Source organism: Streptomyces sp. NPDC088817 (assembly GCF_044750345.1).
GTDB lineage: Bacteria > Actinomycetota > Actinomycetes > Streptomycetales > Streptomycetaceae > Streptomyces.
This window is the reverse complement of sequence record NZ_JBIVJN010000006.1, coordinates 38,459-64,848: the sequence shown is the minus strand read 5'-3', so window position 1 is coordinate 64,848 and position 26,390 is coordinate 38,459. Positions and strand designations below refer to the sequence as shown.

Annotated in this window: 22 protein-coding genes; 9 read left to right on the top strand and 13 right to left on the bottom strand. The window is 74.1% G+C overall.

Annotation, left to right across the window (positions count from 1 at the left end):
• Positions 1–122 precede the first annotated feature (122 nt).
• On the bottom strand, positions 123–1,046 hold the full coding sequence (locus tag ACIP4X_RS12890) for a hypothetical protein (protein ID WP_358732790.1): 924 nt from the start codon (positions 1,044–1,046) through the stop codon (positions 123–125).
• Between the two features lie 184 nt (positions 1,047–1,230).
• The gene (locus ACIP4X_RS12885; protein WP_358732792.1) at positions 1,231–2,223 is read right to left on the bottom strand and encodes a BadF/BadG/BcrA/BcrD ATPase family protein; all 993 of its coding nucleotides are present in this window, start codon (positions 2,221–2,223) and stop codon (positions 1,231–1,233) included.
• A gap of 242 nt (positions 2,224–2,465) precedes the next feature.
• Here ACIP4X_RS12885 and ACIP4X_RS12880 point away from each other — a divergent pair, with 242 nt between their 5' ends.
• Positions 2,466–3,143: a uracil-DNA glycosylase gene (locus ACIP4X_RS12880; protein WP_358732794.1), complete on the top strand. Its 678-nt coding sequence runs from the start codon at positions 2,466–2,468 to the stop codon at positions 3,141–3,143.
• 123 nt (positions 3,144–3,266) lie between these two features.
• Here the strand turns inward: ACIP4X_RS12880 and ACIP4X_RS12875 are convergent, their stop codons facing one another.
• Positions 3,267–4,352, bottom strand: a complete 1,086-nt coding sequence (locus ACIP4X_RS12875) for a WD40/YVTN/BNR-like repeat-containing protein (RefSeq protein WP_391454797.1) — start codon at positions 4,350–4,352, stop codon at positions 3,267–3,269.
• A gap of 284 nt (positions 4,353–4,636) precedes the next feature.
• Here ACIP4X_RS12875 and ACIP4X_RS12870 point away from each other — a divergent pair, with 284 nt between their 5' ends.
• Complete coding sequence (locus ACIP4X_RS12870; RefSeq protein ID WP_358732798.1) at positions 4,637–5,224, top strand: hypothetical protein; 588 nt, start codon at positions 4,637–4,639, stop codon at positions 5,222–5,224.
• A gap of 91 nt (positions 5,225–5,315) precedes the next feature.
• Here ACIP4X_RS12870 and ACIP4X_RS12865 read toward each other — a convergent pair whose 3' ends face one another.
• The gene (locus tag ACIP4X_RS12865) at positions 5,316–7,070 is read right to left on the bottom strand and encodes an acyl-CoA dehydrogenase family protein (RefSeq protein WP_358732800.1); all 1,755 of its coding nucleotides are present in this window, start codon (positions 7,068–7,070) and stop codon (positions 5,316–5,318) included.
• 72 nt (positions 7,071–7,142) lie between these two features.
• Here ACIP4X_RS12865 and ACIP4X_RS12860 point away from each other — a divergent pair, with 72 nt between their 5' ends.
• Complete coding sequence (locus ACIP4X_RS12860) at positions 7,143–7,892, top strand: PaaX family transcriptional regulator C-terminal domain-containing protein (RefSeq protein WP_358732802.1); 750 nt, start codon at positions 7,143–7,145, stop codon at positions 7,890–7,892.
• 98 nt (positions 7,893–7,990) lie between these two features.
• On the opposite strand, the gene ACIP4X_RS12855 is transcribed toward ACIP4X_RS12860, so the two are convergent.
• Both ACIP4X_RS12855 and ACIP4X_RS12850 read right to left on the bottom strand, forming a co-directional pair.
• The gene (locus tag ACIP4X_RS12855) at positions 7,991–8,794 is read right to left on the bottom strand and encodes a pectate lyase (protein ID WP_358732803.1); all 804 of its coding nucleotides are present in this window, start codon (positions 8,792–8,794) and stop codon (positions 7,991–7,993) included.
• A gap of 43 nt (positions 8,795–8,837) precedes the next feature.
• Complete coding sequence (locus ACIP4X_RS12850; RefSeq protein WP_358732805.1) at positions 8,838–9,812, bottom strand: polysaccharide lyase family 1 protein; 975 nt, start codon at positions 9,810–9,812, stop codon at positions 8,838–8,840.
• Positions 9,813–10,250: 438 nt separating this feature from the next.
• Between ACIP4X_RS12850 and ACIP4X_RS12845 the strand changes: the two genes are divergently transcribed.
• The 3 genes from ACIP4X_RS12845 to ACIP4X_RS12835 all read left to right on the top strand — a co-directional run bounded on the left by ACIP4X_RS12845 (position 10,251) and on the right by ACIP4X_RS12835 (position 17,025).
• Entirely contained in the window at positions 10,251–11,540 is a 1,290-nt protein-coding gene (locus ACIP4X_RS12845; protein WP_358733038.1) for an SGNH/GDSL hydrolase family protein, read from the top strand.
• A gap of 586 nt (positions 11,541–12,126) precedes the next feature.
• Positions 12,127–12,696 carry a hypothetical protein gene (locus tag ACIP4X_RS12840; RefSeq protein WP_358732807.1) on the top strand — a complete coding sequence of 190 codons (570 nt, stop codon included), beginning with the start codon at positions 12,127–12,129 and terminating at the stop codon, positions 12,694–12,696.
• Positions 12,697–12,705: 9 nt separating this feature from the next.
• On the top strand, positions 12,706–17,025 hold the full coding sequence (locus tag ACIP4X_RS12835; protein WP_358732809.1) for a cation-translocating P-type ATPase: 4,320 nt from the start codon (positions 12,706–12,708) through the stop codon (positions 17,023–17,025).
• A 226-nt stretch (positions 17,026–17,251) separates the two neighbouring features.
• Here ACIP4X_RS12835 and ACIP4X_RS12830 read toward each other — a convergent pair whose 3' ends face one another.
• From ACIP4X_RS12830 to ACIP4X_RS12810, 5 genes are all read right to left on the bottom strand, one after another.
• The gene (locus ACIP4X_RS12830; RefSeq protein ID WP_358732811.1) at positions 17,252–18,598 is read right to left on the bottom strand and encodes an FAD-dependent oxidoreductase; all 1,347 of its coding nucleotides are present in this window, start codon (positions 18,596–18,598) and stop codon (positions 17,252–17,254) included.
• A 148-nt stretch (positions 18,599–18,746) separates the two neighbouring features.
• The gene (locus tag ACIP4X_RS12825) at positions 18,747–19,424 is read right to left on the bottom strand and encodes a helix-turn-helix domain-containing protein (RefSeq protein WP_358732813.1); all 678 of its coding nucleotides are present in this window, start codon (positions 19,422–19,424) and stop codon (positions 18,747–18,749) included.
• Between the two features lie 205 nt (positions 19,425–19,629).
• Positions 19,630–20,328: an HAD-IA family hydrolase gene (locus tag ACIP4X_RS12820; protein WP_358732815.1), complete on the bottom strand. Its 699-nt coding sequence runs from the start codon at positions 20,326–20,328 to the stop codon at positions 19,630–19,632.
• 57 nt (positions 20,329–20,385) lie between these two features.
• Complete coding sequence (locus ACIP4X_RS12815) at positions 20,386–21,321, bottom strand: M56 family metallopeptidase (protein WP_358732817.1); 936 nt, start codon at positions 21,319–21,321, stop codon at positions 20,386–20,388.
• 160 nt (positions 21,322–21,481) lie between these two features.
• Positions 21,482–22,033, bottom strand: coding sequence for a DUF5134 domain-containing protein (locus tag ACIP4X_RS12810; protein WP_358732819.1), 552 nt, complete (start codon positions 22,031–22,033; stop codon positions 21,482–21,484).
• A gap of 197 nt (positions 22,034–22,230) precedes the next feature.
• Between ACIP4X_RS12810 and ACIP4X_RS12805 the strand changes: the two genes are divergently transcribed.
• Positions 22,231–23,910: an FUSC family protein gene (locus ACIP4X_RS12805; protein WP_358732820.1), complete on the top strand. Its 1,680-nt coding sequence runs from the start codon at positions 22,231–22,233 to the stop codon at positions 23,908–23,910.
• The gene (locus ACIP4X_RS12800; RefSeq protein ID WP_358732822.1) at positions 23,907–24,500 is read left to right on the top strand and encodes a MarR family transcriptional regulator; all 594 of its coding nucleotides are present in this window, start codon (positions 23,907–23,909) and stop codon (positions 24,498–24,500) included. Before ACIP4X_RS12805 ends, ACIP4X_RS12800 begins: the two co-directional genes overlap by 4 nt.
• A gap of 18 nt (positions 24,501–24,518) precedes the next feature.
• Here ACIP4X_RS12800 and ACIP4X_RS12795 read toward each other — a convergent pair whose 3' ends face one another.
• Positions 24,519–25,283, bottom strand: coding sequence for a VOC family protein (locus tag ACIP4X_RS12795; RefSeq protein WP_358732824.1), 765 nt, complete (start codon positions 25,281–25,283; stop codon positions 24,519–24,521).
• Positions 25,284–25,396: 113 nt separating this feature from the next.
• Positions 25,397–25,789, bottom strand: a complete 393-nt coding sequence (locus tag ACIP4X_RS12790; RefSeq protein WP_358732826.1) for a VOC family protein — start codon at positions 25,787–25,789, stop codon at positions 25,397–25,399.
• Positions 25,790–25,847: 58 nt separating this feature from the next.
• Between ACIP4X_RS12790 and ACIP4X_RS12785 the strand changes: the two genes are divergently transcribed.
• A complete protein-coding gene (locus ACIP4X_RS12785) occupies positions 25,848–26,387 on the top strand; it encodes a GNAT family N-acetyltransferase (RefSeq protein ID WP_358732828.1) in 540 nt (179 codons plus the stop codon).
• Positions 26,388–26,390 lie beyond the last annotated feature (3 nt).

Here is a 26,390-nt window from a genome sequence, read left to right as displayed (position 1 = left end):
GCGACACCGGCGACACCGGCGGTCCACCCGGTGGCACGGTCGGCACGGTCCGTAGGGCGAAGGGCCCGCTCCTCGCATGGCGAGGAGCGGGCCCTTGGTCGTACGGGTGAAGGCTGTGAGTGTCAGTGGGCCGGTGCGCTCTGCGGCTGCTGCGGGGCGATGCCCAGGGCCGTCGTGTAGTTGGCCAGGGCGAGCTTGCCGATCGCCGGGTACGGGCCGAGCGCCTCGGCGGCGGCACAGCCCGCCTCCTCGGCGGCGGCCTGGACCAGCTCGGCGTCGATCTCCGGGCCGATCAGGTACGGCGCCAGGGCGAGCTGCTGGGAGCCCGCGTCCCGCAGCTGCTCGGCGACGGAGGCGATCGAGCCGTCCTGGTCGAGAGCGGCCGCCATCACCGGCACGGCGAGGCGGGCGGCGAGCAGCATGCCGGTGATCCCGGCCGCCTGCACGGCTTCCTCGCCGCCGACCGAGGCCAGGATGATCCCGTCCGCCGCGGTCGCCACGGTGAACAGGCGGGCGCGGTCGGCGCGGGCCAGGCCCGCCTCCGACAGCCGGACGTGCAGGGCCTCGGCGAGCAGCGGGTGCGGGCCGAGCACGTCGGTCAGCTCGGCGGCGACCCGGCTGTCCATGACGGCCTGGCGGATCCGGCGCAGCAGCGCGTTGTCCGGACCGGCCAGCAGCGGCACCACGACCGCGACGGGACCGTCGGGTTCCTTGACGTCGGAGCCGGCGGCGACCGCCAGCTCGTAGCGGGCGGTCCGCTCCTCGGCCGCACGGGTGAGCACGGTCTGCACGGTCGGGTGGTCCGCGTCGTCACCGTCGAGGTATCCGATCCGGGCGTCGAGGCCGGGCAGCTCGGAGCGCGCGATGCTCACGACCTCCTCGGCGAGGCCCCGCGTGGCGTCGCCAGGGGTCCCCGGCACCGCGAGGACGAGAGCGGGTGCGCCCTCGGGCGCCGCCAGCGGTTCCGGGCGGCGATGCCGTCCTGGCTGGCGGGGGCGCGGCATTCGTACTGGTAGGCCGGGCGCGGGCCCAGTGGGGGAGCTCATGGCGCCGCATGTTACTGGCTTCGGAGGTCCCCCTGTTCGGGGAGGGTGCAGGTGAGCGGTATCCGTCCGGTTTTGTCTGATGGGTTACGTACCGATGTGCGCCGTGGTCCGCCTTCCTCGGGCCGGCTACAGCAACTCGCGCCGTCCATCGGTGCATTTGTCCGGCAGATGCCGACGTGGGGAATCAATCCGCTTGTGAGGGAGGCACGTACAGCAACTCCTCATCGGGCGGAAGGGCGAGGACGTCCCTGGCCAGGTCGGTCGCGATGCGCACGCTGCCGTCCAGCGGATCGCCCTCGGCGCGCACCCGCCGTGCGTGCGGCAGCCGCTCGGAGAGTTCCCTCTCCAGCGGGACGAGGAGCGGGTCGCCCAGCTTGAACAGGCCGCCGGTCAGGGCGAGCAGCGGCTCTCCCGAGCCCGGGCAGACGGCCGCGGCGGACTCGGCCATGTGCCGGGCCGCCGCACGCAGCACACCGGCCGCGACGGGGTCGTCGGCCGCGCAGGCCGCCACCTCGGGTGCGAAGGAGGCCAGGACGGCGGCCCGGTCGGAGCGCGGGTAGAGCCTGCCGGGCAGGTCCGTCATCGGCCCGAACGCCTCCTCGGCGCGGGCCAGCAGCCGCGCCGAGCCGCCGTCCCGACCGTCGTGGGCGCGCAGCGCGGCCTCCAGGCCCGCGCGTCCGATCCACGCTCCGCTGCCGCAGTCGCCGAGCAGATGCCCCCAGCCGTCCGCGCGCCGCCAGCCCTTGAGATCGGTGCCGATCGCGATCAGACCAGTACCGGCGGCGACGACCGCGCCGGGGCGGGGGCCCAGGGCGCCGGTGTAGGCGGTGACCGCGTCGGCGGCCAGCGCGACCCTGCGTACGCCGAGTTGCCGTGCCAGCGCTCCGGGCAGTTCGGCGCGCAGCGCGTCGCCCAGGGTGGCGAGCCCGGCCGCCCCCAGTACCGCCGTCTCCAGCCGCCCCACCCCGGCCTCGGCGATCAACGCCCTTGCCATGGGAACCAGTTGCTCCATGAGATGCCCGGGGTCGATGCCCCGCGCGCCGGTGCGCACCGGCTCACCGGACTCCCCTCGGGCCAGCGGTCCGCGTCCGGGCACCCCGACGACGATCCGAAGTCCGGAGCCGCCCGAGTCCACGGCGAGGAATCCGGCCGCGCCGGCCGGCGAGTTCCCCGTCACGACAGCACCCTGTCCTCGGCGCGGGGCGCCGACGCGGGGGACAGGTGCGGGGAGACGACGCGCCCGTGAGGGAGCGGCTTGGGCACTGGAGGCACCGGGCTCCTTCCCCCTCGCGGCCGGCCGCGCGATCCGCCGGGCCGGCTCGATGGACTTGGTGGGGAGGAACACTAGCGCCCGCGGACGCCCGCAGGGCAAGGTCCGCGGGCAGGCGTTGTCGGTGTGGGCCGCTAGAGTGACACGGCGTGGCACCACGACCGTTGCATGAACTAGTAGAGGCCGGCTGGGCGAAGGCCCTGGAACCGGTGGCCGGACGTATCGCGGGCATGGGTGACTTCCTGCGCGCCGAAGTCGCGGCCGGCCGGACATATCTCCCGGCGGGAGCGAACGTCCTGCGGGCGTTCCAGCAACCCTTCGACGACGTAAGGGTCCTGATCGTCGGTCAGGATCCCTATCCCACGCCGGGAATGGCGATCGGCCTGAGCTTCGCGGTCTCGCCGGAGGTGCGGTCGCTGCCGGGCAGTCTGGAGAACATCTACCGGGAGCTGAACTCGGACCTCGGCCTGCCCAGGCCCTCCAACGGTGATCTGACCCCGTGGACCCGGCAGGGCGTACTGCTGCTCAACAGGGCGCTCACCACCGCCCCGCGCAAGCCGGGCGCGCACCGGGGCAAGGGCTGGGAGGAGGTCACCGAGCAGGCCATCCGCGCCCTCGTCGCGCGGGAGCGGCCGCTGGTGTCGATCCTGTGGGGGCGGGACGCGCGCAATCTGCGTCCGCTGCTCGGCGAGTATCCGGCGATCGAGTCGGCGCACCCCTCGCCGATGTCCGCGGACCGGGGCTTCTTCGGCTCACGCCCGTTCAGCCGGGCCAACGACCTCCTTCAGCGGCAGGGGGCCGAGCCCGTGGACTGGCGGTTGCCCTAGGCACAACGACGGCCGCCGGCAAGGAATTTGATCCTGCCGACGGCCCCGTCGTGCGTCGCTCGGCCCTGGACTTCGACCACACGCGACGGCACCGACACCAGAGGCAGGCTCACGGGCACCCCCTCAACCGATGACCGCCGCCCGCACGCAGAGCACGTCGGGCAGATGCGAGGTCAGTTGCCGCCAGCTGTCGCCGTCGTCCGCCGACGCGTACACCTCGCCGTTGCGATTGCCGAAGTAGACGCCGGCCGGATCCGCGTCGTCGGTGCACAGCGCGTCGCGCAGCACCGTGCCGTAATGGTCCTCGGACGGCAGGCCCGCCGAGAGCGGCTCCCAGCTCCGGCCCGCGTCCGCGGTGCGGAACACACGGCAGCGGCGGCCGGCGGGCACCCGGTCCGCGTCCGCGTTGATGGGGAAGACGTACGCGGTGCCGCCGCGGTGCGGGTGGGCGGCCGCGGTGAAGCCGAACGTCGACGGCAGGCCCTCGCCGATGTCCGTCCAGTGCGCGCCCTTGTCGTCGCTGCGGTACACGCCCCAGTGGTTCTGCAGGTAGAGCCGGTCGAGGTTCTCCGCGTCCTGCGTGACCTTGTGCACGCACTGGCCGAACTCCGGGTTCGGATCCGGCAGGAACACGGCGGACACCCCGGAGTTGGACGGCGCCCAGCTCGCTCCGCCGTCGGCCGTGCGGAACACCCCGGCGGTCGACACGGCGACCGTGACCGCCCGCGGATCGCGCCGGTCGGTCAGCACGGTGTGCAGGCCCTCACCTCCGCCGCCCGGTACCCACTTCGACCGAGTGGGGTGCTCCCACAGCGGCCGGACCAGCTCGAAGCTCTCGCCGCGGTCCTCGGAGCGGTACAGCGCCGCCGGTTCCGTGCCCGCGTAGACCACGTCGGGCTCGGCGGCGGCCGGGTGCAGCTGCCACACCCGCTCCAGGGAGGCACCGGTGTCCTTGGGGAACCGCACGGCGGGGCGGGCCGGCTCGGTCCAGGTGCGGCCGAGGTCGTCGGAGTGGAACACCGACGGCCCCCAGTGGGCGCTGTCCCCGCCGGCCAGCAGCCGCGGGACGGGGCCGCGGACGTCGATGGCGACCGAGTAGACCGCCTGCGCGTTGAAGTGGGGACTCTCGTCGAACTCCCAGACGCCGTCCCGCCGCCGCCCGATGAACAGGCCCTTGCGCGTGCCCACGGCGAGCAGTACCTCGGTCATGCCGATCACCTCCGCGAGGTCGTCGTCCGGACCTCTTTGTCCTGGACACCGGCCAGTCTGCACCCGACCACTGACAGTCCTCTCCGCATCCGCGTCGTCGCAGGTCACAGCGGCATGGCTGGGATACGGGGACCGGCCCCGCCCACCGCGGCAGCCGGGGACGGCCGGGCCGCGGCACCCATGGGAGGGCCGGGTCGGGGAACTCGGCGTGAGCATCGGACCGCCCTCCGCCGTATGGGAGGGCGGTCCGGCAGGTCCGTGTGCTCGTGAGGAGGATGCCGTCGATGGCGTTCCGTGGTCCGAAGGTGCGGCTGTGGCGGTGGCGCAGCAATCCGCTCAAACGCCGAGCCGACACGGTGGAGGCCTGGGTCGTGCTCGGCACCTGGGTGCTCGGCCTTCTGGCCGGGGTGCTCGCCGGATGGACGGCGGCCCGGGGCGCGGAGCAGGCCACGGCCCTGGAACCCCTCGCGCGGACGTCCACGGTCGCGCGGGTCACCGAGCGGGCGCCCGGCACGTCCCCCGGGACCGGCGAGAGTACCGGCACGAAACTGAACGTGTGGGGAAAGGTGCGCTGGACCGCCCCGGACGGCACCGAGCGCACCGGCTGGGCCCGGGTGAGGCCCGGCAGCGCCGTCGGCACGCCGGTCACCGTGTGGACCGACGCCCGGGGCCGGCTGGTGACCGAGCCGGCCACGCCCGCCCAGGCCCGCGCGCGGGCCGTGATGGCAGGCATCCTGGTGGGACTGGGCGCCGCGTCCGTCCCCCTCGTCGCCGGCCACGTCGTGCGCGCCGGACTGGAACGCCGCCGCCTGGCCCAGTGGGACACCGAGTGGGCCCGCTTCGGCCCCCTGTGGAGCCGCAACGTCGGGTGACCGCCCTCGCCGGATGGTGCCGCGGGGCCAGAAGGAGCAGGGCCCGGTACCCGGGACACCGCGACCGGAGCCCGCACGCCGCCATTGCCACCTACCCCGGAAGCGCCCGTTCCAGAATGGCGTCGACGTCCGCGCTGTCCGGCAGGGTGCCGAAGGAGTGGCCCCAGTCGCCGCCCAGGCGGGTCGCGCAGAAGGCGTCGGCGACGGCGGGCGGGGCGTGCCGGACGAGCAGGGACGCCTGCAAGGTCAGGGCCATCAGCTCGACCAGGCGGCGGGCGCCGGCCGGGGACGCCTCGCCCAGACCGGCCCTGAGCCGGACCACGGCCGCGTCCAGGCGGGCGTCGGCGCCCCGGGCCAGGCCGAGTTCGGCGAACAGCGCCTCCGCGGTGCCGGGCTCCCGGCCGAGCGCCCGCAGGACGTCCAGGGCGTTGACGTTGCCCGAGCCCTCCCAGATCGACAGCAGCGGCGCCTCCCGGTAGTGCCGGGGCATCCCGGACTCCTCGACGTAGCCGTTGCCGCCCAGGCACTCCAGGGCCTCCGCGGTGAAGGCGGGCCCGCGCTTGGTGACCCAATACTTGCCGACCGCGGTCGCGATCCTCCGGAACGCGGCCTCGCCGCCCCCGCCGCCCGCGCCCACCGTCCGGTCGGCGGCACCGGCCAGCCGCAGCGTGAGCGTCGTCGCCGCCTCCGACTCCAGCGCCAGGTCGGCCAGCACGTTCCGCATGAGCGGCTGGTCGATGAGCAGCGCGCCGAAGGCGCCGCGGTGCCGGACATGGTGGCCCGCCTCGACCAGGGTCTTGCGCATGAGCGCCGCCGACATCATCACGCAGTCCAGACGCGTGCAGTTGACCATCTCGATGATGGTCTTGACGCCCCGGCCCTCCGGCCCGACCAGCCAGGCCACCGTGCCGTCGAACTCCGGCTCGGAGGAGGCGTTGGACCGGTTGCCCAGCTTGTCCTTGAGCCGCTGGATGCGGAAGGTGTTGCGGCTGCCGTCGGGCAGCACGCGCGGCACCAGGAAGCAGGACAGTCCGCCGGGAGCCTGGGCGAGCACCAGGAAGACGTCGCACATGGGCGCCGACGTGAACCACTTGTGCCCGCGCAGGGTGTACACCCCGGGCTCGGCGGTCGGCGTGGCCGCCGTGGTGTTCGTCCGTACGTCCGAGCCGCCCTGCTTCTCGGTCATCCCCATGCCCGCCAGCAGGCCCTGCTTCCCGGTCGGCACCCGCAGCCCGGGCTCGTACACCCGCGCGGTCAGCAGCGGCTCGTACACGGCTGCCAGCTCCGGCTGGGCGCGCAGGGCGGGGACGGCGGCGTACGTCATCGACGTCGGACAGCCATGACCGGCGTCCGTGTGCCCCCACACCAGGCCACCGGCGCTGCGGGCCACATGCGCGCCGGGCCGGTCGTCCGCCCAGGGCGCGCCGGCCAGGCCCTCGGCGACCGCCGTCCGCATCAGGTGGTGCCAGGCGGGGTGGAAGTCGACCTCGTCGACCCGGTTGCCGTAACGGTCGTGGGTGCGCAGTACGGGCTCGTGCCGGTTGGCCCGCTCGGCCCAGTCCTGCGCCTCGTCGCTCCCGGCCAGGGTCCCGAGCCGTCGCAGGTCCGCCTCGGCCCACCCCGCGCCCTCCCGGCGCAGGCCCTCCAGCAGTGCCACGTCGTCGGACGCGTCGTAGGGCGCCAGGGGAGGCGCCTGGTTGGTGACGGCGTGCGTGGCGCCCTGCCCGAGCGGCAGGGGCAGAGGTTCGGACGGCGTCCCTCCGTCCGGCCGCGCCTGCCGTTCCTGTACAGGCCGCCGTGCCTGCCGTTCCTGCTCCTGCTGCTCCTGCGCGACTGTCGAGGCCATGTCTTCATGTTGCACTCTGACTGCGGCCGCAGCAAGAGTGCAATATGCCGGGGGTCCGTACAGTACGTGACCATGAACGCCTCCCAGGAGCCCGCCGGGGCCGGGCTGCGCCCGCTGTCCGCGCGGTCGGTCGTCCTGAGCCTGCTCCTCGGCACGCACCCGCCCGAACTGCCGGTGAAGGACCTCGTGCGGGCGGTCGAACCCTTCGGGATCGGCGGATCCACCCTGCGCGCCGCCCTGAGCCGGATGGTCGCCGCCGGAGACCTGCGACGCTCCGACACCGTCCACGGCCTCAGCGAACGGCTGCTGGAACGCCAGCGGCGCCAGGACGCGGCCGTGCACCCCGAGACGCGCCCCTGGGACGGGGAGTGGGAGATGGTCGTCGTGACGGCGACCGGCCGCGAGCCCGCGGAACGCGCCGAACTGCGCGCCCGGTTGACCGCTCTCCGGCTCGCCGAACTCCGCGAGGGCGTCTGGCTGCGGCCCACCAACCTGCTCCGCCCCTGGCCAGGCGAACTGTCCACGGCCGTAAGGCGTTTCACCGCCCGGCCCGAGGAGTCACCCGCCGAACTGGCCGCGCGCCTGTGGCCGGTCGACGACTGGGCGGCGACGGCTCGCGCGCTGCTCGCCCTCGTCGCGCGCACGGACCGGCCCGCCGAACGCTTCACCGCCCTCGCGGCCGTCGTACGGCACCTGCTGGCCGACCCCGTGCTGCCCGCGCCCCTGCTGCCCGCGCGCTGGCCGGGCCCGGAGCTGCGCACCGTCTACACCGACTGCCGACGGGAGTTGACCGAGGAGATGCTCGGACACGCGGGGCGGTGAAAGCGCGGCGGTGAACGCGAGGCGGCGGTCGTGCGCGGCGGCGGTCGTGCGCGGGGCCCCGGGCCCACCGCGCACAACCGCCCCTCACCGCGTCGGGATCACTTGTAAGTGATGTCGGACGCCGTGTACTTGCAGTACGTGCCGTCGGCGTCCGTGCCGCCCTTGGTCGGCTCGGCGCCCGTGTTGTTCCCCGTGTACTTCTGGCAGGGGATGATCTTCTTGCTGGAGTCCCCGACGATGGTGATCTTCTTCAGGGAGACGCTGTCCCCGTAGTTGGTGTTGATGCCGGCGATCCGGCCGCCCTTGTAGGCGGCCTCGATCGTGTTGAGGTTGATGGTCCGCTTGTACTGCGTCTTGCAGTTGCCGCAACTGCGCACGAAGGTGCCGAAGTTCTGCACCGCGAAGTTCGACACGTTCAGCGTGCCGGCGCCGTTGAACTGGAAGACCTTGTCGGTGGCCTCCTTCGCGCCGCCGCCGGAGACGGTGTAGACGTTGGAGGACGAGGAGCCGAGGAACGTCGCGGCGTCCTCGCCGACGTCCTCCCACCAGACGTTCTGCAGCGTGCAACTGCCCAGGCAGTGGATGCCGTCGGCGGCGGGGGCGCCGATGATGACGTTCTTCAGGACGGCGCCGGCGGCCAGTTCCAGGATCGGCTTCTGGCTCTCCGACTGGTCGCTGGTGCCCAGCGCGCCGCTGCCGTACAGGCGCGTCATGCCGTAGTCCTTGGTGCCGGACACCGAGATGGTGGAGGTCACCGCCTGGCTGCCGTTGGCGGTGGGCCAGGTGGCGGCGCTCGCTGACGGCGCCCCTTGCGTCATGAGCATGGCAATCGAGAGGCCGAGTGCGGCCAGGCCGCCGGTCAGCGCGTGCCGTCGCGGGCGCGGTCGTGTTGCGGGTGTCATGTCCGTGTTCCTTCCGTGCGGTCGGATGATGGCCGTGCGGCGGTCAGATCTTCCCGGTGCCCGCGCCCGCCGTCACCGAGGAGGTGACGCTGGACGCAGCCTCCGCCGAGTAGCTGTACGGCGGGCTGGTGAAGGTGCCGGTCTGCGACACCTCGGTCGTGGCGCCGCCGAGGTCGTTGCCCCGCAGGTTGGCGTAACCGTCCTGCTTGCTGTCCCGGTTGGTGGTGACGGCGACCGACGTGCTGCGGAAGACGTTGTTCTCGACCAGCATCTGGGCGCCCATGCGCGAGTGCACGGCGGTCTCTGCGCCCACGACGTAGTTGTCGTAGAAGTGCCCCGTGCCGAAACGCAGGCTCGGGATGCGGGAGTTGACGTTGTTGAACCAGTTGTGGTGGTACGTCACCCGCAGGTGCCCGGTGTCCTCGCTCGCGTTGCTGTCGCTGTGGCCGACCAGCGAGCCCTTGTAGTGGTCCTTGAAGGTGTTCCAGGACACCGTGACGTTGTCCGAGGCGTGCGTGATGTCGAGCAGGCCGTCGTAGTAGTCCTTGCCGTGATCGCGGTCGGAGGACAGGGAGTTGTGGTCGATCCACACCTTGGTCGAGCCCTGGACGGTGATGGCGTCCGTCCCGACGGCCTTGCTGATCTGGAGGTTGCGGACGACGACGTTGCTGACGTTCTTCAGCCGCAGCCCGCCGCCGGTGAACCCGGACGACGAACCGACGCCCAACACCGTGGTGTTGGACCCGACGTCGACCTGACCGCTCAGTGAGATCAGGCCGCTCACCTTGATCACCTTGGCGGTGTTGCCGGTCACGGCCGACTTGAAGGCGCTGAGCGTCGAGACGGTCACCGCCGAGGCGCTGCCGCCGCCGCTCGTGCCGGCGCCGAAACCGACCGGTGAGCTCTCGGCGGCCACGGCCTGCTGCGGCAGGGCGAGTACCGCGAGGGTGGCGGTCGCGGCGACAGCGGCGGCCAGCGCCGTCCTGGGCGCGCGGGGACGTGAGGGGCGAGTACGCATACGGATGCTGTCCCTTCGAAGGACTGGGTGGGGGGCGTATACGAGGGTGCGTCAGGTCGTATACGTGAATGTCGTGCAGCATCTTGAACGATTTGCGCGTCAACGTGGCCCGTGGAGCCTGTAGTAGCGCTCTCCGGTCACGTTGTTGAACGGAACGTAGAGTGCAAGCGCTTTCTAGTCAACGCCTCGCGCAGGTCACATCCGGCCACTCGCGCGCGGAGGGTGGAGCGGGTCGACGCGAGGTGTGGGAGCGCTTCCACGGCGGCCGTGTTCATGCCACCATGCACCAGCGGCAGTCCCGCCGCGGGCGGTTCCGCGCGCCTTGGGCCGCCATGGGTACCCCGTCCGCTCGCACCCCCGCACATCCAACGGAGGACGCACGTGACACCGCCCGGAACTTCCCGCCGCCCAAGTACGCGCCACGCCGACCTGATCGGCATGTGCGTCCTGGTGCTGGCCCTCGTCCTCACCGTCTCGGCCGTCACCGCCCTGGTGCACCGTCCGGACCGGGTGACGGCCTCCGGCCGGCCGCAGGCCGCGACCGCACGGCACTGGGTGAACACCTGGACGGCGATGCCGCAGCTCACCGAGCCCGGCAACCTGCCACCCGCGCCCTTCACCGGCGACCGCGCCGTCCTCGTCGACACCACCGTGCGGCAGACGCTGCACGTCTCCACCGGCGGCCACCGCGTCCGGCTGCGCTTCTCCAACGCCTTCAGCGACACTCCGCTGCCCCTGACCGCCGTGACGGTGGCGCTGCCGCGCGACGGCGCGGCCGGTGTCAGCGCCGTCGAGCCGCGTACGACCCGGAAGGTGACGTTCTCCGGCCGGGCCTCCACGACCGTGCCCGTCGGGGCGCAGGCCGTCTCCGACCCGCTGGACCTCGACCTGCGCGCAGCGTCCGACCTCACCGTGACCACCTACCTGACCGAGGGCCAGCCCTCCCTCGCCCTCACCTCGCACCCGGGCTCGCGCACGACGTCGTACTTCGTCCACGGCGACCACACCCGGGACGCGGATCTGTCCGGGGCGACCCCGGCCGACCACTGGTACCTGATCAGCGGCGTCGAGGTGGAGGCCAAGGCCGCGACCGAGGCCGTGGCGATACTCGGCGACTCGCTCACCGACGGGCGCGGCTCCACCACCAACGCCAATGACCGCTGGCCCGACCAGCTCTACGACCGGCTCCGCTCCCGCCCCGCCACCGCGGACCTCGCCGTCCTGAACCAGGCCGCCGGGGGCAACCGCGTCCTGAACGACGGCCTCGGCCCCAACGTCCTCGCCCGCCTGGACCGCGACATCCTGTCCACCAGCGGCGTCGCCTGGCTCATCGTCTTCGAGGGCGTCAACGACATCGGCACCGCCGACGCCACCCCGGCCGCCCAGCGCCAGGTCACCGAGGACCTGATCGCCGCGTACCAGCAGATCGTGGTGCGCGCCCACGCCCAGGGCATCCGCGTCTACGGCGCCACCCTGCTGCCGTTCGGCGGCAACGACCCCTACGACGACCCGGCCGGTCTGCGGGAGAAGTCCCGCCAGTCGGTCAACGCCTGGATCCGGGCGAGCGGGCACTTCGACGCGCTGATCGACTTCGACCGCGCGGTCCGCGACCCCGCGCGGCCGAACCGGCTGCGGCCCGATCTGCACGCCGGTGACTCGCTGCACCTCAACCCGCAGGGCTACGGGGCTCTCGCCGGGGCGGTGCCCGCGACCCTGTTCCGCCACTGACGGCTCCGCCCCACGGGCTGCCGGGCGGTCGGCCCGTGGGGCGGGTGCCTGGCGGACTCTCCGGTGCTGTCCCGCTCCCGGTGCGCAAATCCTGCTGACGGAGCAGCAGGGGGCTCAACCTCCGGGCCGTCGGACCGCCGGCCTGGGTGGCGGGTGCCTGGCGGCCTCGACAGGGCCGTTCCGCTCCCGAGGGCGTGCGTCGCTGCCTCAGCCGCAGCGGGACGGCTCCGCCGCCGGGCTGCCGGACTGCCGGGCATCGGCCGTTCGGGCGGCGCGGCTGCGAGCGTTTCGGCGGGGTGTTCCGCGCTGCGGGTGCGCCTGTCACGGCAGTGGCGCACGAGCCGTGACAGTGCCGTTTCCGGGAGCTGATGCGCCGGATCCGCCGCGGGCGCAGGCCTGCACCCCCGCCCCTGCCGAGCGTGGGATGCCGCCTGCCGCCGCGGGCTGAAACGGGCCCGTGGCGGCAGGCTGAGCCCGGTGGCGCGGAAGCGGGCCGTGACGTTCTCTGGGAGGGGCGGGGTGACCAGCACGGCTGTGGGCACCCGGTGGCCACGAGGAGTCGATCTCATCCCAGGCGAGGAGAGTCATGGCTGAGCAGAAGTCGTCGTCCGCCCTTGCGGCGCCGCTGCACGGTGCGGCCTCGGTGCTGCGGAGGGTGCCCGGCGCCGGGACGGTGGGCCGGGCCGCGCAGGGGGCGCTGGACAAGGTCGGCGCCGTCTCGCCCCGCGGGCGGCGGCTCGCGGTGTACACGGGGGCCGGGGTGCTCGGTGTCGCCGGAGTGGTGGAGTGGCCGGTGGCGCTCACCGGCGCGGCCGTGGCGTGGCTCACCCAGCCCCGCCCCGAACGGCCTACGGGCGGCGAGGAACAGACACGGACAGAGACGCAGCCACAGACAGCGGAGCGGCCGCCGGCCACAGCCACCTCGGCCCGCAAGTCCGGGAAGAAGCACGGCAGGGCTGCCCAGGAGGCCGCGCGGGACGCCGGCCCCGGGAAGCAGGCGCCCGCGCCCGACACGGACATGGACACGGACACCGGGCCCGACGGGCCGGGCAAGGCCAAGAAGTCCGGGGCCGGCCGAGGCAAGTCCTCGAAGGGGCAGTCGGCGGCCACCGGACCCCTCGGCCCGACGGCGCGGCCCGACCGCACCTCCCTCTGAGGGGGCGTCATGGTGTTCGGACTGCTGACCACCCCGTCGGCCGCCGCCCGGCTGGTCACCCGGGCGGCCGCGCCGGCGGTCGGGGCCGCCGCGGGCGCGGTGGCCGGAACGGCACGGGCGGGCGTACGCGGCGCCGACGCCGCCGTGCGCGTGGCGCGTGTCGCCCGCAACGCCCTGCCCGGCACGGACCGCCAGTGGCGGTCCGGAACCCGGGCGCACCTGTCGCTGCGCTCCCTGGACCCGCAGAAGGTGCTGCACGCGGGCGGGAAGGGGCATCTGGCCCGGCAGATCGCCGGGAAACTGGCCGAACGGCCCGACGTGCTCTTCGCCTGCTGGGACGAGGGCCTCGGACGGCTGATCGTCGCCGTGACGGAGGAGGAGGCCGCCGACGCGGTCGTGGAGCATGCGGCCGGCCTCGCGGCCCAGCACGGGCTCGTCCTGGACGGCGACGATCCGGAGGAGATCACACATCCGGGGGACCCGGCAGGAGTGCGGGCGGCCGCGGCCACGCTGGCCGCCGACGTGGTGGGCATCGGCGTCGCACTGACCTCGTACGCGTTGCGTCTGCCGCCCTCGCCGCGCATGGTGACCGCCGCGGTGACACTACTGAGGGAGAACCCGAGCTTCCGCGCCGGACTGAGCGCCCGGCTGGGCAGGTCCCGCATGGACTTCCTGCTCGCCTGCGCGAACGCCGCCGCCCACGGCAGCGGCCAGACCCCCACCTCGCTGCTCTTGGACGGCGCGCTGCGCGCCGGTCAACTGGCCGACACGGTGGCCCGTACGGCCGCCTTCGACGCGCGGCACGACGAGCTGTGCGCACCCGGCCGCGTCAGCGTCGCCGCGGACGACACCCCGCGCCCGCCGCTGCGTGTCACACCGGCCCAGGAGTACGCCAACCACGCCTCCGCCGGCAGTGTGCTGGGCGCGGCGCTGACCATGCTGGTCAAGCGCAACGGGGCCGAGGCCGCCGAGGCGGTGCTCGCCGGTTCGCCCAAGGCCGCGCGCTACGGACCCGCGATCTTCCACGCCGTGCTCGGCACCCTGCTCGCCCGGACCGGCGTGCTGGTACGCGTGCCGGAGCGGCTGCGGCAGCTGGAGATGGTCGGCACCGTCGTCCTGCACTCCAGCGCGCTGCGCACCGAGGACGGGGAAGCCGACCCGTGGGCCGAACCGGTCCTGGACGCGGCACGCCGGGCCCGCCTGCGGGTGGTCCTGGTCGACGACCCCGCCCTGGAGGACCTCACCGGCCTTGCCGACCAGGTCGTGGACGCCCGGCGGCCGCTTGACGACGTGGTGTACGGGCTGCGCGGCGAGGAGGGCACGGTGCTCACCGTCGCCCGGATGCGCTCCGCCGACGATCACGACGTCCTGGCCGGACTGCGCGGCAGCGACCTCTCCGTCGCCCTCGTTGACGGCGACGCCGCCGTCGTGTGGGGCGCTGACATCCTCGCTCTGCACGGACTGTCCGACGTATGGCGGGTGCTGACGGCCATCCCGGCGGCCCGGTCGACCGGCCACCGCGCCCAGACGCTGGCCCGGTCCGGCGCCGCGCTGTCCGGGCTGCTCGTTGCCATCGGCGAGTCTAAGAGCGGCCGCGGCCGCCGCGCCCTCCTGCCCGGGCTTCGGCACGCGCCGGTCGACGCCGCCGCGGCCGTCGCCCTGTTGTCCGGGACACGCGCCGCCTTCGCCGTGGCGGCGGCGCACGCCCCGCACCCGCGGCCGCGCGTGCACTGGCACGAACTCGACCCCGACGAGGCCCAGGAGCGGCTGACCCACGAGTCGGCCGCCCTGCGCACCCCGTACCAGTGGGCCGCCGCCCAGGTCCGCAAGACGGTCACCGGCATCGTCCGGAACCCGGTCCTTGCCCCGGTCCGCTGGACGTACGAGCTGGGGGAGGCCGTGCGGGGCGAACTGCGGGACCCCCTCACCCCGGTCCTGGCCGTCGGCTCGGCGGCCTCGGCGATCCTCGGCTCCGTGGTGGACGCCCTCCTCGTGGTCGGCGCGCTCGACCTGAACGCCCTGGTCGGCGGATTCCAGCGGCTGCGCGCCGAGCGTGCCCTGTCCGGCCTGATCGCCGAGCAGAAGCGGAAGGCGCGTGTCGCCTCCCCGGACTCCCCGGCCCCGGACGGCTCCACCGTGACCATCGACGCCGGGAAGCTCAAGCCGGGCGACGTGATCGAGCTGAAGGGTGACGAGGTGGTGCCCGCCGACGCCCGGCTGCTGTGGGAGGACGGCCTGGAGGTCGACGAGTCCGCGCTGACCGGGGAGTCGCTCCCGGTGGAGAAGCAGATCGCCCCGACCCCGCACGCCGCGGTCGCGGACCGCAGCTGCATGGTCTTCGAGGGCACGACCGTGGTGGCCGGGGAGGCCCGGGCCGTCGTGGTCGACACCGGTGACACCACCGAGGCCGCCCGCGCCGTGCACCTCGCCGCCCGTACGCCCCCGTCTGCGGGCGTGCAGGCCAGGCTCCAGGAGCTCACCCGCAAGGCACTGCCGCTGACGCTGGCGGGCGGAGCCGTGCTGACCGGTATCGCGCTGCTGCGCGGCACCGCCGTCCGTGAGGCGGTCAGCGGCGGTGTGGCCGTCGCCGTGGCCGCCGTCCCGGAGGGCCTGCCCCTGGTCGCCACCGTGGCCCAGCTGGCGGCGGCCCGGCGGCTCAGCCGCCACGGCGTCCTGGTCCGCACCCCGCGCACGCTGGAGGCGCTGGGCCGGATGGACACCATCTGCTTCGACAAGACCGGCACCCTCACCGAGAACCGGCTGCGCGTGGTGCGGGCGTCCGACGCCGACGGCGAGGTCCACGTGGTGGGGGACGAGGCCTCCGAGCTGACCCTGCGGTCCGCGGCGCGGGCCTGCCCGCGTCTCAACGGCGACTCGGACCGGCCGGTGCACGCCACCGACGAGGCCGTCCTCGACGCGGCCGGTCCCGACCCGGACTGGGCCGAGCTGGAGGATCTCGGCTTCGAGGCCGCCCGCGGATACGCGGCCGCCGTCGGCCGGGTCGCGGGCGGCCCCCGTCTGCTCGTGGTCAAGGGCGCCCCCGAGACGGTGCTGCCGGCCTGCCCCGACCTACCCGCCCACGCCACCCACACCTCGCACGCGCTGGCCGGCGACGGACTGCGGGTGCTGGCCGTGGCGCAGCGGCGGCTCGACGAGCACGAGAGCGAGGAGGACGCGCTCGAACGGATGCTTGAGGGGCTGGAGTTCATCGGTCTGCTGGCACTGTCGGACGTGCCGCGCGACACGTCCATGACACTCGTGAGCGGGCTGTACGAAGAGGGTGTACGGCCGGTCATGCTCACCGGCGACCACCCGCAGACCGCGCGGGCCATCGCCACCGAACTGGGCTGGCCCAAGGACACCACCGTGGTCACCGGGGACGAACTCGCCGCCGCGGACAGGTCGGCCCGCGCCCGGATGCTGCGTGACGCGGGTGTGGTCGCCCGGGTGGCGCCCGAGCAGAAGCTCCAGGTCGTCGAGGCGCTGCGGGACGCCGGCCGGGTGGTCGGCATGGTCGGCGACGGAGCCAACGACGCCGCGGCGATCCGGGCCGCCGACATCGGCGTGGGCATCAGCGCCCGCGGCTCGGCGGCGGCGCGCAACGCCGCCGACATCGTCCTGACCGACGACGACCTGACGGTCCTGATCGACGCGATCGGCGAGGGCCGCGCCCTGTGGCACAGCGTCGCCGACGCCATCGCCATCCTGATCGGCGGCAATGCGGGCGAGATCGGCTTCGGCCTGTTCGGCACGCTGCTGTCGGGCACCGCGCCGCTGTCCACCCGGCAGATGCTCATGGTGAACCTGTTCACGGACCTGTTCCCGGCGATGGCCGTGGCCGTGACCCCGAAGGAGGACGCCGAGCAGGCACGGTCGGCGGCGCCGGAGGACGCGGCGGGCTCCGTCCTGGGCGAGGGGCTGATCCGGCAGATCCGCCACCGTGCCCTGACCACCTGTCTGGGCGCGGTGACGGCCTGGATGATCGGCCGCTGGACACCCGGCACCGCCCGCCGCTCCAGCACCATGGCCCTGTGCGGCGTGGTCGGCACCCAGCTTGCCCAGACCCTGCTCGACCGCCGGGACAGCACGCTGGTCCGGGTGACGTCCGTGGGCTCCGCGCTCGCCCTCGCCGCCCTGATCCAGACGCCCGGCGTCAGTCGGGTCCTGGGCTGCACCCCGCTCGGCCCGGTGGCCTGGACCGGCGTCGCCGCGGCGATCGCCCTGGCCCTGACCGGCCAGCGGTTCCTGCCCCGGCTGGAGGAGACCGTCGTACGGCTGCTGCCGGAGAGCGGTCCCGCGGTGGTACGGGAGCTGACGGCCGGGGGATGAGGGCGGCGGCCCCGGTCCCGCCAGGGCGCCTGGCGGGACCGGGGCCCACGTCCGCTCACTGATGCTGGACCGGGCCGCGTCTGCTTACGGAGTTGGGGACGGGGCCACGCCTGCTCATGGATTCCCGCGGGCGCGTGCCAAGCCCGGTCCCGCCGTCTTCTCGTACCGGCGGGGCGCGGGTCGCCGCGCAGAAGAACGCGTTACGGCGCGGACGGGCTCCCAGGACCTAGGAGATCGCGGAGCCCGCCGCCGCCCGCAGGGACTCCCAGTCCGGCAGCTTGACCACGCTGCGTCCGAGGGAGGCGCCGAGGACCGCCTCGGCCCGCTCGATGGCCTGCCAGCCCTCCCATCGCACGGGCTCGGCGCCCTCGGCCCGCAGCACCGGGAAGCTGTCGTCCGGCACCGGCCTGCCCACGAGTCCGGGCGCGTCCTGGAGCAGCGAGGCGACCGTCTCCTTCGCGCACGGCCGGTTGGTGCCGATGACGCCCGTGGGGCCCCGCTTGATCCAGCCGGCCACGTACTCGCCCGGCGCGACGGCGCCGTCCCGCAGCACGCGCCCGTCCCGGTGCGGCACCGTGCCGGTGCCCGCGTCGAACGGCAGCCCGTCCAGCGGCACCCCGCGGTACCCCACCGAGCGCAGCACCAACTGGGCCGCGATGTCCTCGTACCGCCCTGTCCCGGTGACGCCGCCGTGTCCGTCCGGTGCCGTGCGCTCCAGCCTCACCGCACCCACCCGGCCGTCGTCGGCGAGCAGTTCCACGGGGCGCAGGAAGAAACGCAGCCGGATCCGGCGGGTGCCGCCCCTCGGCGGCGTGGCGGCCCAGCCGCGCAGGACCTCGACGTTGCGGCGCTGGGCGGCGGGCAGCGCCGACGGGTCCGCGCAGGCCGGGTCGAGCGCCAGCTCCTCCGGGTCGACGACGACGTCGGTGTCCGGCAGCGCGCCCAGCTCGCGCAGCTCCTTGGTCGTGAACCGGGCCTGCGAGGGGCCGCGCCGACCCACCATGTGGATCTCGGTGACCCGGCTCGCGGCGAGCGCGGTGAGCGCGCCGTCGGGCATGTCGGTGGGGCTCAGTTCGGCCGGGCCGCGCGCCAGGATGCGCGTGACGTCCACGGCGACGTTGCCCACACCGACGACCACGGCCGACCGCGCGCCCCGCACGAAACCGCTGTCCACGGAGTCGGGGTGGGCGCTGTACCAGGAGACGAACTCGGTCGCCGACCAGCTTCCCGGCAGGTCCTCGCCCGGGATGTGCAGACGGCGGTCGGTGGCCGCGCCCACGCAGTACACCACCGCGTGGTACAGCTCGCGCAGCCGTGCGACGGACAGTCCGCCGGGACCGCCGACCTGGACGCCGCCGAGGAACCGGACCCGTTCGTGCTCAAGGACCGTGCGCAGGTTGTTCTGCAGGGACTTGATCTTCTCGTGGTCCGGCGCCACGCCGTACCGCACGAGCCCGTACGGGCACGGCAGCCGGTCGAGGACGTCGACGCGCACCGAGGGGTCCTGCTGGACCAGGCCCTGAGCGGTGTAGCACCCGCTCGGCCCCGAGCCGACGACGGCGACACGCAGCACGGCGGAACTCCTTACCCCGGGGGCACACAGGCGGATCACAGGAGATCGCTGATGGCTCCAGCATGGCACCAAGCGGCCCGCCGGGGGAGGGAGGCGGCGCGGGATCGCCCGCGTGTCGCGGCCCGCAGCACCGTACGCGGACCGCCGGCTACCGCTCCTGCGGGGGCGCCGGGATCCGGCCGGTCGCGAAGAAGCGGGACAGGTCCGTGTCGCAGGACCCGCCGGGCGGCTGCGCCCCGGGCGGGGTCCCCAGGTCCCAGTCGAGCCCGTAGCGCTCGAACAGCTCGGCCCGTAGTGCCGGTACCGGCATCGGTGCCCCGGGCACCAGCGCGGCGTAGACGGCGCCCATCAGCAGCGCGCGCAGCATCGGGTAGTCGGCGTCGACGTCACGCGAACCGCGCCGGGCCACGGTGTCCCGCAGCAGCTCGGAGAGGCGCTGCTGCTCGGGGCACTGGACGAAGCCCTCCTCGTGCAGGATCCCCGCCATGTGCTGGCGCATCAGCACCGGCCGGTCCCGGGCCAGACCCAGGATCGCGTCGATGGCCCGCGCCAGCCGCTCCCGGCCGTCCTCGGTGTGCGGTTCCCGCTCCAGCGCCTCCTGGAGCGTGCGGTGCATCAGCCGGTGCACGGCCGACTGCACGAGCTGACGCTTGCCGGGGAAGTAGTAGGAGACCAGTCCGCGTGCCGAACCCGCGCGGTCGGTGATGGCGCCGAGTGTCGTCGCGTCGTACCCGTGCTCGCCGACCAGCTCGACCGCCGCCTGGAGGAGCCGCTCCCGGGAACGCCGGCGCAACTCTTCATTGACCGAGGCGCTGCGCGGGGACATGCTGTGACTCCTGCGTTGACTGGCTGCCAGCCAACTATACTCAACGCGAGCGGACCGGCCCCGGGCAGGGGTCCGTCGTGCTGCCGTCCGTCTCGGGCGAAACGGGGGATCGTCCGAGACGGGCGGCTTCTTTTGGTCCCAGGCTCCGTCGAGGGGGTGCCGCGGGGGCCGCGCACGGACTGGTTGCTGAGTCCGTTCGAGTGACTCAGACCGTCGGGCGGAGCAGGTCGAGTACGGGCAGCAGCGCGTCCGGCCGCCGCGTGACCGGCAGGTGGTCCACGAAGTGCACGCCGCAGCCCAGGGCTGCCGCGCCGCCGTCCGCCCGGCGGTCGTCGCCGATCATCAGCACGTCCTTCGGGTCGGTGTCGAGCGCCGCGCAGGCGAGGGCGAACAGGCGCGGGTCCGGCTTCTGGACGCCGTGCTCGTACGACAGCACATAGGTGCCCACGTACGCGTCGAGGCCGTGGGCGCGGAACACCGGGCGCAGGTCCCAGCCGATGTTGCTCACGACGCCCACGCCGATTTCGCGCTCGTGCAGTGTGCGGAGCACCTCGGCCGTGTCCGGGTAGGGGGACCAGGCGGCCGGTGTCATGTGCCGGTCGTACAGGGCGTCGTGCAAGGCGGGTTCGGGCAGCGGTACTTGGTGGGACAGGGCGGTGTAGGCGGCCCGGTGCTCCTCGGCGCTGCGGTCCCGGTTCTTCCACAGCCCGGCCGCCTCGTCGGGCACGCGCAGCGGTGACGCCCCGCCCGGCAGCGCCCCGGCCTCTTCCAGGGCTTGTGCCGCACGGGCCAACTCCTCTTCTCCGAGGGTGAGTTCCGCCGCGTCGAGGGCGGCTCTCAGCCAGGAGTCGCAGGACTCGACGCGGAAGAGGGTCCCGGAGAAGTCGAACAGCACGGCAGTCATGGGCCGATCATGCCCAACTCCGGTTGCCCCGGCCACTGGGCCTCGCAGCGGCTGTCCCTAGCCCAGTGCCCGCAGGCCGGGCGTCACCGCCACCAGGACCGGAATCACCGGCACCAAAGAGGCGACCGCCGTCAGGCGCAGTCGGCGGGCGGCCGGCAGGCGGTTCGGGGGAGTGAGGAGGCGGTGCACGCGCTGGGGGATGTGCGCCTGGGTGGCCGGACGGGGGCCGAACACACCACGGTGCTCGTTGAGTCGGACCAGGGCGAGGGCGGTCGTGAGACGGCCGAACCGACGTGAGGCCATGTCGTCGGCGGAGAGTTCGACCAGGCGGTGCATCTCGTCGCGGAACGCGGCGAACACCGGCACCTGGGGAAAGCCGCCGGCGAGCGCGCCGGAGCAGTGCAGCAGCCAGTCGTGCCGGGCCCGCGCGTGGCCCTGCTCGTGCGCGAGGACGGCGTCCAGCTGGCGTCCGCTCAGCCGGCGCAACGCGGCCGTGTTGATCACCAGTTGGGGCGAAGGGCCGGACAGCCACCAGGCCTCCGGCTGCTCGCCCTCCAGCACCACGAGCCGGTCGGATCCGGGCTCCTCGCCGGGCAACAGCGGCGCGCGCACGAGGAGTTCGGCGCGTCGCAGCCTGCGGCGCGCCCGGGCCCGCACCACCTCGCGGAGCAGCATCGCCGCCGTCCACACCCCGCCGCCCGCGAGCGCCACCGCGGTCGTCGGCGCCCAGGCGCCCGCCGTGCCGAGCGCGTAGGCCTCCACCACCGAACGCGGAACCGGGGCGAACAGCCGGCCGCGCACCGCCTGCCAGGCGGCGGCCGCGCTGAGCGTCATCGACAGCGCGCAGCACAGCAGGACCGCGGCGACCACGCACTGCCACACCCACAGCGCGAGCACCGGTTCACGGTCCGGCCAGTCGGCCCGGGCGAGCAGGCGAGGGGCGGCGACGGCGGTCAGGGCACCGAGCAGCAGCAGGACCGCGGGGACCATCATGCGAGTCAGCCTATGAGCGGCGCCCGGCCCGGCGCGCACGGCTCCGCGGCAAAGTGACACAGGCCACGGGACGGGGGTGCCAGTACCGCCGTCCCTGCTCAGGACGACTGCAACCTGCGGCAGCCGCGGCCCCGTCTCCCCGTGGATCACGGCGCCGCGATCACATGGTCAGCAGCATCGCCACCATCGCGATCCCCATCGACAGCCGGCACGCCTGGGCCAGTTCCGGCCGGTCGCCCCACCTCGTGCCGCCGGGCGCGCCGACGGCGGCCACCGCCCCGGCGGGGACCAGTCGCGCGCCGGACAGCAGGACGTATCCGGTGAAGTACAGCAGCAGCGCGCCGGTGAGCGGTGGGACTCCCGCCCCGCCGTGGTGGTGGGAGCCGGGCGAGACGGCCATCACCACGGACATGTAGACCATGGCCAGCGTGCCCACCAGGTGGTGCCGATGGTGCGGGCTGGTCCGGGCCGGCCACAGCGCGCGCAGCGCGGTCGCGCCGAAGAGTGCCCCGTAGGCCGACCAGGCCCACGCCGGTGGCGTGAACACGACCGCGGGGACGGCCATGGCGGCCATGCCGAAGCCCATGAACGCCTCACCGCCCGCGGCGCGGCGCTGCTCCTCGACGCTGCTGCGCATCCGCAGCAGGCAGTACGCCCCGGTCGCCGCGCACAGCGCGACCAGCAGCCAGCCGGGCGAAACCGATCCGTGCACCCCCCACCTCCCCGTTCGACGGACCGCGGCCGCCGCCGGACGGCCGGTCGGTCAAGCGATGCCCGGCGCGCGCGGTGCGCACACGAGCGCAAGGAGGTATACGGGGCGCGTTCGGGGAGGCACAGCACGTCATGGGTGTCCAGCGGATCACCCGAACAAAATGCTTTACAGGTAAAACACCTGCTAAGGTTGTCGATATGAGCAGTGTGCCCCCCTCCCCCCTGAACCGGATCGTCCGGCATCTTCCGCTGACCGGCGTGCTGCGGCTCGGCGGCCCCTCGGACATCTGGTTCAAGCCCGCCCTGAGCGTCGTCGTCTCGGTCGCCCTGCCGACCCTCACCCTGCTCGTCCTCGGCCGGCTCGACCTCGCCATGTACACGATGGCGGGCTCGCTGTGCGCCCTGTACGCGCACAACCGCCCCTACGCCGCCCGGGCCCGCGCCCTGGCCTGGGTGGTCCTCGGCATGATCGGCGGCCTCGCCGTCGCCCTCGTCACCGCCTCGCTCACCACCGACCCGGTCGTCCTGGTCACCGTCGGCGCCCTGATGGCCGCCGTGCAGAAGGCGCTGTGCGACGCCACCCGCATCGGACCGCCCGGCAACGTCGTCCTCACCTTCATCAGCTCCGCCTCCCTGTTCGCCCCGCAGACCCTCGGCCAGGTCCCCGCCCACCTGGCGCTGGCCCTCGCCGCGGCGGCCTGGGCCTGGCTGGTCGGCATGGCACCCGGACTGCTGCGCCCGCACGGCCCGGAGCGCCGCGCCACCGCGCAGGCGCTGAACGCGGCCGCCGCCCACGCCGCCACCGGTGAATCCGGCGACGGCCACGCCCGCACCCGCGCCGCCGCGGCCGCCGCCGTCCACGCCGCCTGGCGGACGCTGCTGTCCACCGGCGCCCGCACCGCTCCCCGCCGCGCCCTGGAACGGCTTGTCGTACGCGCCGAGGTCGCGCTCGCCGCGCCCGCCGACGCGGACCCCGAGCGGCTGCGCACCTGGGCCCGCCAACTGTGCGGGACCGGTCCGATCCCCGAGGCCGGCGAGACCGCGGCGGACACCGACGAACTGCTCGGCGTGGACGCCGAGACCACAGCCCCGCACCGGCCCTGGTGGACCCTGCTCGGCCCGCTCACCCCGATCGTGGTGCGCACCGCGCTGGGCTGCGCCCTCGCCGGCTACGCCTCCCTCGCGCTCGGTGTCGGGCGCCCCTACTGGGCCCTGGTCACCGCCGCGTCCCTGTACCAGGCCAACATGACCCTGACCTGGAAGCGGGGCATCCAGCGCGTCGTCGGCAACCTCGTCGGCGTCCTCGTCTTCGCCGCCGTCGCCCCGCTCGCGCACATCAGTGGCCTGGCCCTCGTCCTGCTCTGCATGGCCTTCAACTTCGGCGCCGAGGCGCTGATGGGCCGCAACTACTGGCTCGGCAGCATCTGCGTGACTCCGCTGGCGCTGCTCGTCGTCGAGTTCGCCGGGTACCACGAGCCGGGGGAGCTGATCACCGAGCGGGCCGTGGACACCGTCGTCGGCGCGCTGGTCGGCTTCGTGGCCGCCGTCGCCGTCACCAACCGCCGGGCGGGTGATCGCATCGAGCACGCCCTGGCCGCCGTCGACCGGGCCCGCGAACGGGCCGCCCGCCTGCTCGCCGAGGAGCGGCCCGCGCCCGCCGCACTGGAGTCCGCCCGCCGCAGCCTGACCGCCGCGCTGGTCGATCTGCGCGCCACCGCCGACGCCGCGTCCGGCGAGTGGTGGCAACGCGCCCTGCCCCAGGAGCGGGTCGTGCTCACCGAGCAGTCCGCACACCGTACGCTCGCCGCGACGATACGACGCCAGGGCCCACACGCCCCGGCGGGCACGGGCGAGACGACGGAGGACGTACGGCCATGACGGCGAGGAACGCAGGGCCGGCCCACGGGGACGCGGCGACCGGGGACGCGGCGCACGAGCGGACCCGCCCCACGGGGACCGGGCCGGGCGACGACACCGTCGCGGGCGTGGTCCGCCAGTGGCAGGCGGTCCATCCCGACCTGGACACCGCGCCGATGGAGATCATCGGCCGGATCAACCGCTGCGCCGCCCTCCTCCAGCAGGCCGAGGACGCGCCCCTGCGCCGGGCGGGCCTCAGCCGGGCCGAGTTCGACCTGCTCGGGGCGCTGCGGCGGACCGGGGACGAACTCACCCCGAGCGAACTGAGCCGCGAGACGTTCTCCTCGGGAGCCGCCGTCACCAAACGCCTGAAGCAGCTCACCGAGCGCGGCCTCGTGGAGCGCCGCGGCGACACCCGCGACCGCCGGGTCGCCCACGTCCGCCTCACCGACGCCGGACGCGACCTCGTCGACGGCATCCTGCCGGAACAGCTCGCCTACGAACGGGCCGTCCTGTCCGGCCTGGCCAGCCAGGAACGGGACGGCCTCGCCTCGCTCCTCGGCGAGCTGCTCGGCCGGCTGGAGGGCCGCCCCGGCGCCCTGCGCCTCTGAGCCGCCGTTCGCTCCGCCTCAGCTCTCCCGGGCGGACTGGTAGACGCCGAAGGTCGCGCCCTGGGGGTCCCGCAGCACCGCGATGTGGGGCCCGTCCGCGAGGGCGGTGGGCTCCAGCAGGGCCTTGGCGCCGGCCCGCACCGCGACGTCCGTGCTCGCCTCGACGTCCTCGACCGCGAAGTACGGCAGCCAGTGCGGCGGCACGTCGGCCGGGAAGCGGTCGTGCATCGCCGTCACGCCGCCGAAGTCCTCGCCGTGCAGACCCCACTGCGTGTACCACTCCGAGGCGTTGACGCTCCAGCCGAACACGCTCGTGTAGAAGTCCCTGGCCCGCTCGGGATTGCGGGTGACCAGCTCCACCCAGCCGAGCGAACCGGGCCGGTTGAACACCCCGGCACCGGAGAACTCCCTCGGCTCCCACATCTGGAAGGCCGCGCCCGACGGGTCCAGGGCCACGGTGAAACGGCCCTCCTCGAAGATGTCCCGCGGGCCGTGGATCACCGTCCCGCCGGCCTCCACCACCTTGTTCGCCGCGGCGTCCGCGTCCGCGACGGCGAACGAGACGTTCCACGCGACCGGCTGCGACTTCTGGTACAGGGGGGTGATGGCGGCAACCGGCGCGTCCCCCAGGTGAGCGAGGCTGTAGCCACCCGAGGCCAGCCGGGGGTCGCGGCGCATGCGCCAGCCGAAGACCTCCGTGTAGAACCGCGTGGACGCATCCAGATCGCTGGTGCCCAGCTCCGCCCAGCAGGGTCCGCCGACCACAGGCTTGTCGAACTCCATGGCTTTCCTCCGGGAAGCTCGTTCCCACCCACCAGCACGCTAGCCCCGGCCGACGGCGCGGGCCAGTGGGAGCCGCCCGGGCCGGACGCACCGGCCCGCGCCCCGGATCGGGCTCAGATCCCCGGCCGGTACCGCAGCGGATGCCCGGCCGGCACCTCGACGAGGACGATGGGCGTGCCGTCCGGATCGGCGATCCACATCTCGATCAGACCCCACGGCTCGCGCACCGGCTCCCGTGTGATCTCCACGCCCTTGGCGCGCAGCTCCTCGTGGGCCGCCGCCACGTCCTCGACCTGGAGCCACAGCCGCACGGAGGGGGACGGCGGGTCGTCGGAGCGCCCGGAGAGCTCCAGGAAACCGCCACCGAGGAAGTAGACGGTGCCGCGCTCCGGCCCCGTGCCGAACTCGCGGTGGACGGCGAGCCCCAGCCGCTGGCCGTAGAAGACACGGGAGCGCTCGGGGTCCGTGGGCCGGACGAGTGTCCGACTGCTGAGTACGTGCACCATGCTCCCTGAGGCTAATGGCAGGATGGCGCTCGCCCCGCTCGAACCGAAAGGCACGCCCATGACGACCGCCGCCGGTGGACTGACCTTCCGCGACGCCCGCGACACCGATGTCGACACGCTGGTGCGTCTGATCGAGTCGGCGTACCGCGGAGACTCCAGCCGGGCCGGCTGGACCACCGAGGCGGACATCCTCCAGGGGCAGCGCACCGACCCCGAGGGTGTGCTTGAGGTGATCGCGTCGCCCGGCAGCCGGCTGCTGACGGTGGAGCGGGACGGCGACGTGGTCGCCTGCTGCCAGCTCGAGCACAAGGGGGACCACGCCTACTTCGGCATGTTCGCGGTCACCCCCACGCTGCAGGGCGCGGGCCTGGGCAAGGTGGTCATCGCGGAGGCCGAGCGCCGGGCCCGGCAGGAGTGGGGCGTCAGGGAGATGCACATGACCGTGATCTCCGTGCGCGAGGACCTGATCGCCTGGTACGAGCGCCGAGGCTACCGCCGTACAGGAAAGACGACCCCCTTCCCGTACGGCGACGAGCGCTTCGGCATCCCGCAGCGCGACGACCTGGAGTTCGAGCTGCTGGTCAAGGAACTCGCCTGACCG